Annotated in this window: 15 protein-coding genes; 7 read left to right on the plus strand and 8 right to left on the minus strand. The window is 69.3% G+C overall.

Annotated features, from left to right (window positions below):
* The first annotated feature begins 181 nt into the window (after positions 1-181).
* Positions 182-775 carry a ClpP family protease gene (locus ACWDMM_RS03050; protein WP_039799894.1) on the plus strand — a complete coding sequence of 198 codons (594 nt, stop codon included), beginning with the start codon at positions 182-184 and terminating at the stop codon, positions 773-775.
* Here ACWDMM_RS03050 and ACWDMM_RS03055 read toward each other — a convergent pair whose 3' ends face one another.
* Complete coding sequence (locus ACWDMM_RS03055) at positions 776-1,162, minus strand: helix-turn-helix domain-containing protein (protein ID WP_195077414.1); 387 nt, start codon at positions 1,160-1,162, stop codon at positions 776-778.
* A 129-nt stretch (positions 1,163-1,291) separates the two neighbouring features.
* On the opposite strand from ACWDMM_RS03055, the gene ilvD reads away from it, so the two are divergent.
* Positions 1,292-2,998, plus strand: coding sequence for a dihydroxy-acid dehydratase (gene ilvD, locus ACWDMM_RS03060; protein WP_195077415.1), 1,707 nt, complete (start codon positions 1,292-1,294; stop codon positions 2,996-2,998).
* A gap of 234 nt (positions 2,999-3,232) precedes the next feature.
* Here ilvD and ACWDMM_RS03065 read toward each other — a convergent pair whose 3' ends face one another.
* The 4 genes from ACWDMM_RS03065 to ACWDMM_RS03080 form a co-directional block, all read right to left on the minus strand.
* Positions 3,233-3,961: an alpha/beta fold hydrolase gene (locus ACWDMM_RS03065; protein WP_357204932.1), complete on the minus strand. Its 729-nt coding sequence runs from the start codon at positions 3,959-3,961 to the stop codon at positions 3,233-3,235.
* 22 nt (positions 3,962-3,983) lie between these two features.
* Positions 3,984-4,949 carry an alpha/beta hydrolase gene (locus ACWDMM_RS03070; RefSeq protein WP_195077417.1) on the minus strand — a complete coding sequence of 322 codons (966 nt, stop codon included), beginning with the start codon at positions 4,947-4,949 and terminating at the stop codon, positions 3,984-3,986.
* Positions 4,950-4,987: 38 nt separating this feature from the next.
* On the minus strand, positions 4,988-5,710 hold the full coding sequence (locus tag ACWDMM_RS03075; protein WP_195077418.1) for an alpha/beta fold hydrolase: 723 nt from the start codon (positions 5,708-5,710) through the stop codon (positions 4,988-4,990).
* A gap of 103 nt (positions 5,711-5,813) precedes the next feature.
* Positions 5,814-6,821: a GlxA family transcriptional regulator gene (locus tag ACWDMM_RS03080; protein ID WP_195077419.1), complete on the minus strand. Its 1,008-nt coding sequence runs from the start codon at positions 6,819-6,821 to the stop codon at positions 5,814-5,816.
* A 20-nt stretch (positions 6,822-6,841) separates the two neighbouring features.
* Between ACWDMM_RS03080 and ACWDMM_RS03085 the strand changes: the two genes are divergently transcribed.
* Complete coding sequence (locus ACWDMM_RS03085; RefSeq protein WP_323123936.1) at positions 6,842-7,510, plus strand: TetR/AcrR family transcriptional regulator; 669 nt, start codon at positions 6,842-6,844, stop codon at positions 7,508-7,510.
* A gap of 89 nt (positions 7,511-7,599) precedes the next feature.
* Positions 7,600-8,523 carry an SDR family NAD(P)-dependent oxidoreductase gene (locus ACWDMM_RS03090; protein ID WP_357104318.1) on the plus strand — a complete coding sequence of 308 codons (924 nt, stop codon included), beginning with the start codon at positions 7,600-7,602 and terminating at the stop codon, positions 8,521-8,523.
* A gap of 55 nt (positions 8,524-8,578) precedes the next feature.
* Here ACWDMM_RS03090 and ACWDMM_RS03095 read toward each other — a convergent pair whose 3' ends face one another.
* The 3 genes from ACWDMM_RS03095 to ACWDMM_RS03105 all read right to left on the minus strand — a co-directional run bounded on the left by ACWDMM_RS03095 (position 8,579) and on the right by ACWDMM_RS03105 (position 10,655).
* Positions 8,579-9,001: a hypothetical protein gene (locus ACWDMM_RS03095; protein ID WP_195077421.1), complete on the minus strand. Its 423-nt coding sequence runs from the start codon at positions 8,999-9,001 to the stop codon at positions 8,579-8,581.
* 56 nt (positions 9,002-9,057) lie between these two features.
* Entirely contained in the window at positions 9,058-10,050 is a 993-nt protein-coding gene (locus ACWDMM_RS03100; protein WP_357104321.1) for a serine/threonine-protein kinase, read from the minus strand.
* A gap of 188 nt (positions 10,051-10,238) precedes the next feature.
* Positions 10,239-10,655 carry a hypothetical protein gene (locus tag ACWDMM_RS03105; protein ID WP_195077423.1) on the minus strand — a complete coding sequence of 139 codons (417 nt, stop codon included), beginning with the start codon at positions 10,653-10,655 and terminating at the stop codon, positions 10,239-10,241.
* 127 nt (positions 10,656-10,782) lie between these two features.
* Between ACWDMM_RS03105 and ACWDMM_RS03110 the strand changes: the two genes are divergently transcribed.
* From ACWDMM_RS03110 to ACWDMM_RS03120, 3 genes are all read left to right on the plus strand, one after another.
* Positions 10,783-10,965, plus strand: a complete 183-nt coding sequence (locus tag ACWDMM_RS03110; RefSeq protein ID WP_195077424.1) for a DUF6011 domain-containing protein — start codon at positions 10,783-10,785, stop codon at positions 10,963-10,965.
* A 147-nt stretch (positions 10,966-11,112) separates the two neighbouring features.
* Positions 11,113-11,745 carry a TetR/AcrR family transcriptional regulator gene (locus ACWDMM_RS03115; protein ID WP_449935714.1) on the plus strand — a complete coding sequence of 211 codons (633 nt, stop codon included), beginning with the start codon at positions 11,113-11,115 and terminating at the stop codon, positions 11,743-11,745.
* Positions 11,746-12,027: 282 nt separating this feature from the next.
* The gene (locus tag ACWDMM_RS03120; RefSeq protein WP_323123935.1) at positions 12,028-13,275 is read left to right on the plus strand and encodes a PucR family transcriptional regulator; all 1,248 of its coding nucleotides are present in this window, start codon (positions 12,028-12,030) and stop codon (positions 13,273-13,275) included.
* Positions 13,276-13,318 lie beyond the last annotated feature (43 nt).

Raw genomic sequence — 13,318 nt, forward strand, 5'->3', positions numbered from 1 at the left:
GGAGGCGGCAGCGCAGCGTGACCACGGAGGGCCCCGTTCATGCCGGAATCAGGCGGAGCATGAACGGTCAGGCCCGGAGGCGGCAGCGCAGCGTGACCACGGAGGGCCCCGTTCATGCCGGAATCAGGCGGAGCATGAACGGTCAGGCCCGGAGGCGGCAGCGCAGCGTGAAGGAAACAGCATGAGCACTTACACCATCCCCAATGTGATCGCGCAGCATCCGCGGGGCGGCGAGCGGATCACCGACATCTACTCCCACCTGCTCGCCGAGCGCATCGTCTACCTCGGCACGCCGATCGACTCGGGCGTCGCCAACGCGCTCATCGCACAGTTGCTGCACCTGGAGTCGGAGAGCCCGGAGCAGGAGATCAACCTCTACATCAACTGTGAGGGCGGCGACCTGTCCTCCATGCTCGCCGTGTACGACACCATGCAGCACATTCGATCGCCTGTCCAGACCACTTGCGTCGGCCAGGCGATCGCGGTGGGCGCGGTGTTGCTGGCCGGTGGCGAGCCGGGGCGTCGTGCCATGCTCCCGCACGCCAGGGTGGTGCTGCACCAACCCGCCGCGCGCGGACAGGGCGCGATTCCCGACCTGATCCTGCAGGCCGACGAGCTGGTGCGGCTGCGGGCGGAGATCGAGTCGATCCTGTCCCGGCACACCGGGCAGTCGGTGGAGCGGCTGCGGCACGACACCGACCGCGACCGGGTCTTCACGGCGTCGGCCGCGATCGAGTACGGCCTCGTCGATCAGGTGCTGGGGCGACGCGACTGATCAGGCCGCCAGCGCCATGAGCGTGGGCCCGGTGCCGGAACGCGGCGCCGAGCGCGGCAGCAGGGCGATCTGGCGGCGCGCGCGCAGGTCGTCGGCCACCTGGCCGGTGAGCTCGCCCAGCGTGGTGCCGAGCGACCCGGCCAGGGCGGCGATCATCTCGCTCGACGGCTCCTTGCGGCCCCGCTCGACCTCCGACAGATACTGCGGGGAGATGCCGGCCCGCCGGGCCGTCTCGACCAGCGTCTCGTTCCGGTCCAGCCGCAGGGTGCGCAACTGTTCGCCGAGCACCTCGCGCCACAGGGGTTCCGGAAGCGTCCGCGAGTCCGGTTGGCGGGGACGGTCGTCGCGTCCACCGGGAATCGAGTGCAGTCTCGGGTGCTCGCTCATGAACTGAGCGTAAGGTCCGCGGGCGCGGGTCCGCCCGGCATTACGCTCAGGGCGGACGAGCGGCGGGTCGGCGTGGATTCGGCGTGGTCGCCGCCGCAATCGGTGCGGAGGCGAGCATGATGGGAAACCGTGCCCGAGAATTCGAAAGTCCCCGATTTGAAGCCACGCAGCCGCGACGTCACCGACGGCCTGGAGCGGACCGCCGCCCGCGGGATGTTGCGCGCGGTCGGCATGGGCGATGACGACTGGGAGAAGCCGCAGATCGGCGTGGCCTCCTCGTGGAACGAGATCACGCCGTGCAATCTGTCCCTGGAGCGGCTCGCCCGGGGTTGCAAGGACGGCGTCTTCTCCGGCGGCGGCTTCCCCATGCAGTTCGGCACCATCTCGGTGTCGGACGGCATCTCGATGGGACACGAGGGGATGCACTTCTCCTTGGTCTCGCGCGAGGTGATCGCCGACAGCGTCGAGACGGTGATGCAAGCCGAGCGGCTCGACGGTTCGGTGCTGCTGGCCGGCTGCGACAAATCGCTGCCGGGAATGCTGATGGCCGCGGCCCGGCTGAATCTGGCGAGCGTGTTCCTCTACGCGGGGTCGATCCTGCCGGGGATCGCGAAGCTCTCCGACGGCAGCGAGCGCGAAGTGACGATCATCGACGCCTTCGAGGCGGTCGGCGCCTGTGCCCGAGGGTTGATGAGCCGGGACGACGTCGCCGCGATCGAGCGGGCCATCTGCCCCGGCGAGGGCGCCTGCGGCGGCATGTACACCGCGAACACCATGGCCAGCGCGGCCGAGGCGCTCGGCATGTCGCTGCCAGGCAGCGCCGCGCCGCCGGCGACCGACCGGCGCCGCGACGGTTACGCCCGCCGCAGCGGCGAGGCCGTGGTCGAGTTGATCCGCCAGGGCATCACCCCGTCGGACATCCTCACCAAACCGGCGTTCGAGAACGCGATCGCGGTCGTCATGGCGTTCGGCGGCTCCACCAATGCCGTGCTGCACCTGCTGGCCATCGCGCACGAGGCGAATGTCGATCTGTCGCTGGACGACTTCGCCCGGATCGGTCGCCGGGTGCCGCACCTGGCGGACGTCAAACCCTTCGGCAACCATGTCATGACCGATGTGGACCGGATCGGGGGCGTGCCGGTCATGATGAAAGCCCTGCTCGACGCCGGGTTGCTGAACGGTGACTGTCTCACCGTGACCGGACGGACAGTGGCGGAGAACCTGGCCGACATCACCCCGCCGGACCCGGACGGCAAGGTGATCCGTGCGATGGCTGCGCCGATCCATCCGACCGGCGGCATCACCATCCTGTCCGGATCTCTGGCACCGGATGGCGCCGTGGTCAAGTCGGCGGGCTTCGATTCCGACGTGTTCACCGGCACGGCACGGGTTTTCGATCGGGAACGGGCCGCGATGGACGCGCTCGAAGACGGCACCATCGCGGCGGGCGACGTGGTCGTCATCCGGTACGAGGGTCCGAAGGGCGGTCCGGGGATGCGGGAGATGCTGGCCATCACCGCGGCCATCAAAGGCGCGGGCCTGGGCAAGGACGTGCTGTTGCTCACCGACGGGCGCTTCTCCGGGGGCACGACGGGCCTGTGCGTCGGGCACGTCGCGCCGGAGGCCGTGGACGGCGGCCCGATCGCGTTCGTGCGCGACGGTGACCGCATCCGCCTCGACGTCGCGGCGGGCACGCTGGACCTGCTGGTCGACGCCGACGAACTCGCTGCCCGCCGCACCGACTGGAAACCCTTGCCGCCCCGCTACACCCGCGGCGTCCTGGCCAAGTACACCAAGCTGGTGGGCTCCGCTTCCGGCGGGGCCGTCTGCGGCTGACGACGCCCGATCCTGCGCCACTACGGCCTGGATCGGGCGGCGCGGACCCGCCGCTGATCGGTGGGCCGAGGAAAGGGACGCACATGCCAGGCTCGGTATCCGATGCGGCGCACCGGATACTCCGGCCGAGTGCGGTAGCCGCGCAGGCGGAAATCCGCGCCATCCAGCTGGGTCGTCGCGGCCCGCACGGAAGACTCTCCTGCCGCGCGGGCCGCGTCGCGTGACCGCGGATTCCTAACCGGCGGCGGCTCGGGCGATGAGCTCAGCTACCACGTCGGGAGCCGACACCGAGACCGCGTGCGAGGCCGAGACCTCGACGACTTCGGCGCCTGCGCGTTCGGCCATGAACCGCTGCGCTTCCACCGGGATGTTCATGTCCTCGCCGGTGACCAGCGCGAACGACCGGATGCCCCGCCAGGCGGCGGCGGTCGCCGGCTGTTGCAACGCGTCGAGGGCGACCGGCCGCTGGGTCGCGGCCATCAGCTCGGCGGTGGCGGCGGGCACGTCGGCGGCGAACTGCCGGTGGAATTCCTCCTGCCGGATGTAGAGCTCGGTGCCGGCGCCCCCGTCGGGCAGTGGATAGGACGCCGCCCGGGTGGTGGGCCCGAGCGTCGATCCGGGGAACTTGTCGGTCAATTGCAGCGCGCTCTCGCCCTCGTCCGGAATGAACGCGGCGATATAGACGAGCGCTTCGACATCGGTTCTTCCTGCGGCGGCGACCGTGATGACGCTTCCGCCGTAGGAATGGCCGACCAGAATGCTCGGCCCTGCCACGGAATCGAGGACCGACGCTACATAGGCCGCGTCACTGTCGAGGCCGCGCAGCGGGTTCGCGGCCGCGATCACGGAATGTCCTCGGGCGCGCAGACGCTCGACGACTCCGTTCCAGCTGGATGAGTCGGCGAACGCGCCGTGGACCAGCACGATGGTCGGCGCGGAAGGATTGGTGGGCTCGGTGCTCACGAATGTGGTTCCTTCGAATCGTTCAGTCGGTGTACAGAGCGGACCGCAGCGCCGCGACGGCCTGCGCCACCGCGGCTTTGGCGGCGTGGGTGTCGTGCAGCGAGTTGACCATCACGAAGTCGTGCACGATCCCGCCGTAGCGCACCTGGGTGACCGGCACGCCCGCGGCGCGCAACTTGCCCGCGAAGGCCTCGCCCTCGTCGCGCAGCACATCGGCTTCGGCGGTGATCACCAGCGCAGGCGGCAACCCGGCCAGCTGCTCGGTGGTCGCCCGCAGCGGTGACGCGGTGATCCGGGCGCGATCCTCCGCGCTGGTGGTGTACTGATCCCAGAACCACTTCATGCCCTCGCGCGTGAGGAAGTAGCCCTCGGCGAACCGCTCGTAGGAGCCGGTGTCGAAGTTGGCGTCGGTCACCGGGTAGAACAGCACCTGCTGAACGAAGGAGACATCGCCGCGCTCCTTGGCCATCAGCGTCAGCGCGATGGCCATGTTGCCACCGACCGAGTCACCCGCGATCGCGATGCGGGACGAGTCGAGGCCCTTCTGCGCGCCCTCCGCGGTGACCCACTGCGCCACCCGGTAGGACTGCTCGTTGGCCACCGGGTACCGCACATCGGGCGACCGGTCGTACTCGGGGAACACCACGGCGGCGTGCGTGCCGACGGCCAGGTCGCGCACCAAGCGGTCGTGGGTGTGCGCGTCGCCGAACACCCACCCCGCGCCGTGGGTGTAGATGATCACCGGCAGCGTTTCGGTGACCCCCTGCGGCTTGACGATCCGGACCCGCACCGAGCCGGTCGGGCCGCCGTCGACGGTGATCCACTCCTCGTCGATCTCCGGCTTGAAGATCGGCGCGTCCTGCACCGAGTCCACCGCCTTGCGCCCCTCCTCGGGCGGGAGCTGGTACAGGAACGGCGGCTGCGAGGTCGCGTCGACGAACTCCTGCGCCGCCGGTTCGAGCGAGATGCCGTGCGGGTTACCTGACATGGTCGTGCCTCTCTGGAAGGGGGTGGAACTACTGGAACTCAGGCGGATTGCGCGATCGCGTCGACGATGACGGCCACGACTTCGTCGGGGTGGGTCTGCATCACCAGGTGTGGCCCGTCGATCTCGACGGCCGCGCGCACTCCGGCGCGCTGGTAGCCGAACCGCTCGACGTCGGGATTGATGGTGCGGTCGGCGCTGGAGACGATGCCCCAGGCCGGTTTCGTCTTCCACGCGGCCGCCGAGGCGGGCTCGGTGAACGCGAAAGCCGACAGCGGCCGTTGCGAGACCGCGAGGACCGCGGCCTTCGCCGGATCCAGGCCCGCGGCGAAGACCTCGGGGAAGGCCGCGACGGCGACCGAGACGTCCGTGCCCGGCTCGGCGCCCTCGATCGGGTACGGCGCGTAGACGAGGTTGGCCGCCAGATCGGAATCCGGGAACCCGCCCTGCAGCTGCCCCAGGCTTTCGCCTTCTTCCAGCGCGTAGCCGGACACGTAGACCAGGCCGACCACGTTGTCGGCGACGCCGGCGACGGTGATGACGGCGCCGCCGTAGGAATGCCCGGCCAGCAGGACCGGGCCGTCGATCCGCTCCACGAACGACTTGATGTAAGCCGCGTCCGCCGAGAGGCTGCGATTGAACACCGGGGGAACCAGGACGCGATGGCCCTGGTCGAGCAGCCGTGCGGTGACGGGAGACCAGCTCGAAGCGTCGGCGAAAGCGCCGTGCACCAGAACGATGGTCGGATCAGCCGGGGCGGACATATGTTTCCTCTCTTCAGCGCTCGATCAGCGGCGCTGTGGCCGACTCAGTCTCGGCCGCGGCCCCCGCCGCGCGCCCCTCCCCACGGGCCACAAAAGCCTCCAATCAGGACACGGCCTGCTCCAGCGCCGGATCGGTCCTGACGGTCGACCGGAAACGCTGCTGGTACTTGCGCGGGGAGATGCCCACGCGCGCCACGAACGCCCGGCGCAACGCCTCGCTGGTGCCGTACCCCGCGGCCATGGCGGCCTCCGTCACGCTGTATCCGGCGTGCAGCATGTCCCTGGCGGTGCCGAAACGGATGAACGCGACGTATTCCGCGGGCGAGCGTTCGAGTTCCGCGCGGAACAGCCGGGTCAGATGCCGGACGCTGACCCGCGCGTGCGCGGCCAACGTCTGAACCGTGTGCGGGTACGCCGGGTCGGCACAGATCAAGTCCACCACTCTGCGTACCAGCGGACTGCGCGGCGCTGGTCCGCTCAGCGACGCGGAGAACTGCGACTGGCCGCCCGCGCGCTGCATGGGGACCACGAGCGCCTGCGCCACGCGCCGCGCGACGTCGGCGCCGTGGTCCTCTTCCACCAGCGCCAGCGCGAGATCGACGCCCGCGGCGACCCCGGCCGAGCTGTACAGGTTGCCGTCTCGCACGAAGATCGCATCCGGGTCCACGTCGATCGCCGGGTAGCGCCGCGCGAGTTCGTTCGCGAATTTCCAGTGCGTGGTCGCGCGCCGGCCGTCGAACAGGCCCAGATCCGCCAGCACGAACGCGCCGCTGCAAATGGAGGCCAGCCGCCGGGTGCTGCAGGACAGATGCCGCGCGGCGGCCATCACCTCGGGTGTCATGAATTTGCCCGGCGGCAGCTCGCTGCCCGGGATCACCACGGTGTCGAAACGGCCCGCGTCCGCCGCCGCGCAGCTCACCTCCACCCGGGCGCCGATCGAGGTCTGCGCGTCTTTGCCGTCGGCCGAGATCAAGACCACCTCGTAACCCGCCACCGACTGGTTCGCCTCGACGAACACCTCCGCCGGCCCGACGAAGTCGAGCATCTTCACGCCGTCGAAGACCAGGATGCCCACCCGTTTGCTGGGCGAGGCGGCGAAAGTGTTGGACATGTCATCATTATTATGGAGTGGTGCCTCCAGAACAAGCGGTGTGCGCCACCTCGCACGCCGATTGGTACGGTGAGCACATGGGACGGCCGCGGCGATTCGACGAGTCGAGTCTGCTCGACGCCGCGACGGAGCTGTTCTGGTCGCAAGGTTTCGACAGCACCTCGGTGGAAGACGTCTCGCTCGCGACCGGCGTCGGCAACGGGAGCATCTACGCCGCCTACGGCAGCAAGCGGGGATTGTTCCTGGCGGCGTTCGAACGCTATTGCGAGCGCCGCGCGCGTCTGGTGCGCGAGGCCATCGGTTCGGCGGGCGGTTCGGCACGCTCCGCGGTGCGCGCGCTGTACCAGGCGATCATCGAAGACTGTGCCGCGCAGCCGAACCGGCGCGGCTGCCTGATGATCAACAGCATCGCCCATCTCGGTACCCGCATCCCCGAAGTCGCCACCATCGGCCGCCGGACCACCACCGAGATGGAGCGGGGCGTGGCCGACCGGCTGCGGTCGGCGATGCACGCCGCGGGAGACGACGACGAAGCCGTGCTCTCGGCGGTCAGCGCCAATGTGGTGCTGGTCGCCCAGGGCCTGATCCAGCTCAGCCGTCAGGGATTTTCCGCACAGCGTTTGCACGAGATCGCCGATGTGTCGAGTGCGGCGCTGCCACGGGCATGGGCCGACCAGCTCGTGCACTGATCCGGCCGGCCCGGACGGCGTGCGTTCATGGCGGCGTGCCCGCCGCGCGACCGTTCGCGACGCGCAGATCACGCAGTGAAGGAGCCGCCATGCCGTCGACCATCGTGATGACCGGGGCGAGTCGCGGCATCGGCCGCGTCGCCGCGGAGCGCATCGTGCACGCGGCGCCGCAGACGCATCTCGTCGTCGCCGCGCGCGAGGCCACCGGCGCACGGCTGGCGGCCGAACTCGGCGCCGGCGGGGGGATGGTGTCGCACGTCCCGGTGGACCTCGGCGTACTGGACAGCGTGCGGTCGGCGGCGGACGAAATCCGCGGCAGGCTCGACCGCGGCGAGCTGCCGCCGCTGCACGGTTTCGTGGGCAACGCGGGAATCCAGTACACGAACGCGCTCACCGCGGGGCCCGACGGGCTGGAGTCCACCTTCACCGTCAACGTGCTCGCCAACCATCTGTTCGTGCGCCTGCTCGAGGATCGCTTGCGCGCCCCTGGCCGCGTCGTGATCACCGTGAGCGACACCCACTTCGGCGACTTCCGGCACAACATGGGTATGGTGCCGGGCCCGGCTTGGCGATCCCCGGACGTCCTGGCCCGCCCCGGCGCGTTCTCCGCGCCGCGCACCACCGCCGCCGGCCGCACCGCGTACTCGACGAGCAAACTCGCCGCCATCTATCTGGTGCACGAGTACGCCCGCCGTCTGCCGACAGGGATCGATGTCATCGGCTTCAACCCCGGCTTCGTCCCCGGCACCGATCTCGCTCGCAACGCGGGCCCGGTCTCCCGGTTCGCGATGCGCCGCATCCTGCCCGCGCTGACCCGCACGCCGTTCGCGAACAGCCGTGCTGCCGCCGGGCGCCAGCTCGCGGACGTGGTCCTCGGCGCCACGGCCGCGCCGACCGGATCCTACGTCGACCGTGGCCGGGTCGCCCGCTCGTCGGAGGAGTCCTACGATCCGCGGCGCGAAGCCGAACTCTGGGCGGCCGTGGAGCAGCTCATCGCGCCTCACACGCCCTGAGCGGCGCGACCGGACCGGCCGGATGATCACAGTGGGCGCAGGTTCCCGCGAAACCTCACAGGTAAGGGAAGCAATCGATATCGCGGTGCGTCAAGCAGGGCTGCTCGACCGGCCGCAGCCAGCGAGCGGGGACTCGCAGCGGTTCGACCTCGGGCAGCCGCACGGGCCGGTCCTCGCCGTCGAACAAGGTCCCGCGCACTCGGAACACGCCGACCGGCAGCCCGAGTTCATTGGCTTGCTCACCGGTCAGCACCACGGCGATGCGGGAGTTCGCGGTGATCCGCAGCCCTTCGACGGTGGTCGGATCGCTGGTGTGGTCGATGTCGGTGACGGTGAGCCGGAACCGGCCACCGCGCAGCCACGACCACGCCCAAGTGAGCGAACCCGGCTGGTCGCAGTCGGGGTATCGACTGCGCGGCAGGCGCTGCGGGACCAGCACCATATAGGTGCACCCGACCTCGATATCGCGGGTCCGCATACCTTTCAGCGTGACCGCAGTACCGGCTCATCGCAAGGAAACCGGCAAATCAAGGGCTACACCGGGGCGTACTCGAGAGCGGACGCAAAGGGCGGCCGGAACCGCAGCACGAGCCGATTGCCGAGCCGTCCGAGGGTGGCATTCAGCAGTGGCGAGCGGGTGACCGACACCTTCAGACGGTTCAGGATGGGGGCGAGCGGGCGGGGATCGACGTCGGCGAGCGTCTCGGTGAGCAGGCGGACGGGTTCGGCGCAGGAGTCGTAGCGCTCGCCGGGGGCCTTGGCGAGTGCCCGGTGCAGGATCGCGTCGACCTCGGGCGGGATCCAGCGGTGGCGTGTGGATAGCGTGGGAGGCGGTTCGTTCAGCTGCGCTTCGGCGGTGGCCATGAGGTTGCCGCGAGCGAACGGCGTGTGCCCGGTGAGCAGTTCGACGGCGGAACAGGCCAAGGCGTACTGGTCGGTCGCCGGTGACACTGTGTCCGCTCGCAGCAGTTCCGGTGCGGCATACGGCACCGAGACGACGACGAACCCGTCGGTGGCCAGCGGCGGCTCCGGGCGGTCCAGCCATCGGGCCGAATCGAAATCCGAGATCTTCACCGTCGCGGGCTCGTCCGTCCCGACCAGCACGTTCGCCGGTTTCACGTCGAGATGGACCACTCCGTTGGCGTGTGCGAAGTCCAATCCCGCCGCGACGTGCGTCAGCACGTGGAGCACCTGCCGCAAGTCCGGGTACCGGCGCGGCGATCGCACCAACGTCGAACCCGTCGCGCCCGCGACGTACTCGTGAGCCGACCACAACCTGCCATCGGTTTCCCCGTGGGTGTACATCCGCACGATGTCGGGGTGCCGCAGCGCCGACAAGATGTCGAACTCGTGCACGAATCGAGCGCGCGCCTCTGGCGACCGGCTGTCCTCGGGTCCGAGAATCTTCAACGACACCGGCCGCGACCACTCCGGATCCTCGGCCAGGTACACCTGACTGCTGCCGCCGTGTCCCAGTGGGGCCCGCACGACGAAGCCCGCGAACTGGTCACCTGGTTCGAGCAGCACCGCCTCACCATAGTGCTAGGCGATCCGCCGCACGCGGATGTTTGCCTCGGGTGTGCCCAACGGCACTGTCTGCTCGGAGACGAGCAGGCGTCCTTGCTCGCCGGCCGGGAGCGGGCTGGGCACGGACTTCGCCCGCCGTCCCGGAGGTCGTGCCACGACTCATCGGGCCGGCGGGCGGAAGGCGTACGTCAGACGATGGTGACCTTGAGGGTGTAGCCGGCCGCCGAGCCGTCGGCGGAGGAGACGACGATCTGGTAGTCGTTGCCGTCGGCGACGAGATCGGCGTGCGGAACCTCGTTGGCGACCTGCGGGCCGATCAGCGGGGCCACCGAGACGCGGGCATTACCCGCGACGTCGAAGCTCAGGCGCTGCCCCGGCGCCGTGGCGATGGAGTAGCTGTCGGCCTTGCCCTGCGCGACGTTGCCGCTGGCCTCGATGCTGTTGTGGCCGGGAGCGATCTGCAGGCGCTGCACGACGCCGGGAACCGAGGGAATGCCGGGCGCGGCTTGGGCGGTCGCGACCCCTCCGGCCGCGGTGAAGCTGAGGACGGCGAGCACCGCGGGTGCGGTACCCACCAACGAACGAATCAGTCGAGAAGCGGTCATGGGCCACATCTTTCCTCAACGCGTGTGCGAGATCTCATGCGGCTGCGGTGGACAACGCCGAGCCGGGGAGTTTGTCGGTGCCTCATGCCACACTGGCGGCGTAGTCACCTGGCCAGAGGAGAACGAATTGGCCGAGATTGATGACCGCCCCATGGTGCGACTGGTCGCGCATTGCCGTCGCTGTCACGGTTGGCTGCTGTCGCCGCAATCGGTCGCACAAGGAATCGGCCCGACTTGCGCGATCCGTGAGCGCGCCGAGCTGCGCGCCCAATCCGCGGGCGAGCTCACTCTTTTCGACGTCGCGGCATGAGCTGCGGATTCGTCCGCTCGCCGACCGTCGGTCCGGTCGGTGCGGAAGCGTTGAGTGCGCGTCAGAGCACTCGAGTTCGGGCGCGACGCCGCTTGCTGTGGTTAAGATGAGCAACGCTCATTTTCAGTGAACGGGCGGGAGGAAGTCATGCCGCCGAAGGCTGTGGGTCAACGTCGTCGTCCCGCTCAGGCACGAGCCAAGGCGACCAGGGAGCACATTCTGGATACGGCGGCGCGGCTGTTCGGTGAGCGCGGTATCGCCAACACCTCGACCAACCGGATCGCGGCCGAAGCGGGCGTGAGCATCGGCACGGTCTACCGGTACTTCGCCGATCGCGGCGTCCTGGTCGAAGAACTGCTCGAACGGCTGCTCGAGACGGTGGAACGGCGCTTCACCCAGCGCGTCTTCGACGTGTCGGGGAAAACGATGCAGCAGGTCGCCGCCGACATCCTGGGAGTGATCACCGAAGAGTTGGTGGCCAACGCGAAGTTGGTGCGCGCGCTCGTCGCCGGCGTCCAGTTCTACAGCAGTGGCATCCCCGAGTTCGAACCGCGGCTGCGCCTGCTGGTGAAGGTGATGCTGATCCAGACGCTCGGTCCCGGTGACGATCACGAGTACGACGTGATGACATTCGTCGTGATCAACACCGGTTTCGCGGCGGTGCTGCGCGCGTCCGCCCTCGAGGTCGACGATCCGGTGCGCGCGGAGGCGATCGACATGACGGCGCGGATGATCGGCGCATGGGCCGACGCCGAGGTCGCGGCGCGCGCCGCCGTTTGAGTAGCAGCGGCGCGCCGCGCAAAAAGTGAGTACCTGACCATGTATGTGCTGCGGATGGGCTTCCGAAAGCGGGTGGCCGTTCATGATCTTGCCTGGTCAAACCGACTTTTTCCGTTTCGGTCCCGGGCGGCCGAAGCGGAGTAGCAACTGAGTCGGCCTGCGGTTTACCGTTTTTCCACAGACCGAACGGCAGGTAGCGCCGCGGACATCGCGAGGTGGTCACGGTCGCATCCAGCGCACATCCGGCGCGGCCTCGGCTCCACGGCGACAAGGAGGTCACCAGTGACGATCGAAAGCATCGCCAACCCCGGATCGAACCAGGCACGGCAGACCGTGCCGCTTTCCCCGAAAGCCCAGCGCACGGCCGCGAAGGTCGTCGCGCACCTCATCGATTCCGCCGCTCTGCCCGGCGGCACGGCCGAAGCGGAAGTCGCTGTCGTGGTGCGGATGTGCTTGGACTGGGCCGTGCAGCGCTTGAACGGGCAGGATTCGACCGGACGGACCGAGATTCTGCGGACCGCCGCGGCGGGATGGGCCAGGAAAGGCATCCCGATCGACGGCATCCTCCACGCGATCCATGCCGGGTTCAAATTCGGTCTGGGCATGCTGCTGGCCGACAAAGGCGCGACGGACCGCGCCCACCTCGTCACCGGCACCGCCGTCACGCTCGAGCTGCTGAATCTGATCACCGCGACGGTCAGCAAAGCCTATGTGCGAGAGTGCAAAGCCGTAGCGGCGGAGGGCCACACCGCGATGCACACCCTGACTTCGGCGCTGCTCGGCGGTCACGCGACCTCGATGATGGCTCGGGAATGCGGGATACCGGTCGCCGAGGAGTATTTCGTGCTCGCGGTCGCGTTACCGGCGCATCCCGACGAGCGTCTTCCCCAGCTCGACAGCCGAGTCGTCGCCCGGCGTAAGCTCCGCCGGCTCCAGTCCGGTCTCGCCGACCTGTTCGACGGCCGCGCGCTGTCGCTGCTGTCGGTCGACGGAGGAACGATCCTCATTCCCACCACCCAGGTCAGCGCGCTGGATCTCGACAGCGTGGTGGACAAGCTCGCCGCGGCGGCGCGTGTGCCGATCACCGCCGCCGTCGTGACCGCGGGGCCGAGGCAGGTCTCCGCCGCCGCTGCCCAAGCCCACGAACTGCTCGACACCGTCGAGCAACTCGGACACGGGCCCGGCTTGTACCGATTCACCGAACTGGCGCTGCAATACCAGCTCACCCGCCCCGGCATCGGCCGCGATGTCCTGAGCACCCAGGTCGCGCCGCTGATGGAGCACCCGGACCTCCTGGAGACATTGCGGATTCACATCGACAACGACCTCAACCGCCAGCGCACCGCCCGGCACCTCCATGTGCATCCCAACACCGTCGACTACCGGCTCCGCCGGATCGCCCAGCTCACCGGTCTCGACCCCGCCGACCCCAGGGGACTGTGGTACCTGCGTTCGGCGCTGATCGTCTGGACCGAGGACGGCACCCGGCGGATACCGGCCGGTGCCCGGCGCATGGCCGGCTCACGGTAGACCGGCATTCCGGCCACGGCGCTGCGTCGCGCCCTCGACAATT

The organism is Nocardia sp. NPDC003726, assembly GCF_053586955.1.

Bases quoted from the DNA above. Each gene is read 5' to 3' on its own strand.
- ACWDMM_RS03050 (WP_039799894.1), top strand. From the start codon at position 182: ATGAGCACTTACACCATCCCCAATGTGATCGCGCAGCATCCGCGGGGC.
- ACWDMM_RS03055 (WP_195077414.1), bottom strand. From the start codon at position 1,162: ATGAGCGAGCACCCGAGACTGCACTCGATTCCCGGTGGACGCGACGAC.
- ACWDMM_RS03070 (WP_195077417.1), bottom strand. From the start codon at position 4,949: ATGTCAGGTAACCCGCACGGCATCTCGCTCGAACCGGCGGCGCAGGAG.
- ACWDMM_RS03075 (WP_195077418.1), bottom strand. From the start codon at position 5,710: ATGTCCGCCCCGGCTGATCCGACCATCGTTCTGGTGCACGGCGCTTTC.
- ACWDMM_RS03080 (WP_195077419.1), bottom strand. From the start codon at position 6,821: ATGTCCAACACTTTCGCCGCCTCGCCCAGCAAACGGGTGGGCATCCTG.
- ACWDMM_RS03090 (WP_357104318.1), top strand. From the start codon at position 7,600: ATGCCGTCGACCATCGTGATGACCGGGGCGAGTCGCGGCATCGGCCGC.
- ACWDMM_RS03095 (WP_195077421.1), bottom strand. From the start codon at position 9,001: ATGCGGACCCGCGATATCGAGGTCGGGTGCACCTATATGGTGCTGGTC.
- ACWDMM_RS03105 (WP_195077423.1), bottom strand. From the start codon at position 10,655: ATGACCGCTTCTCGACTGATTCGTTCGTTGGTGGGTACCGCACCCGCG.
- ACWDMM_RS03115 (WP_449935714.1), top strand. From the start codon at position 11,113: ATGCCGCCGAAGGCTGTGGGTCAACGTCGTCGTCCCGCTCAGGCACGA.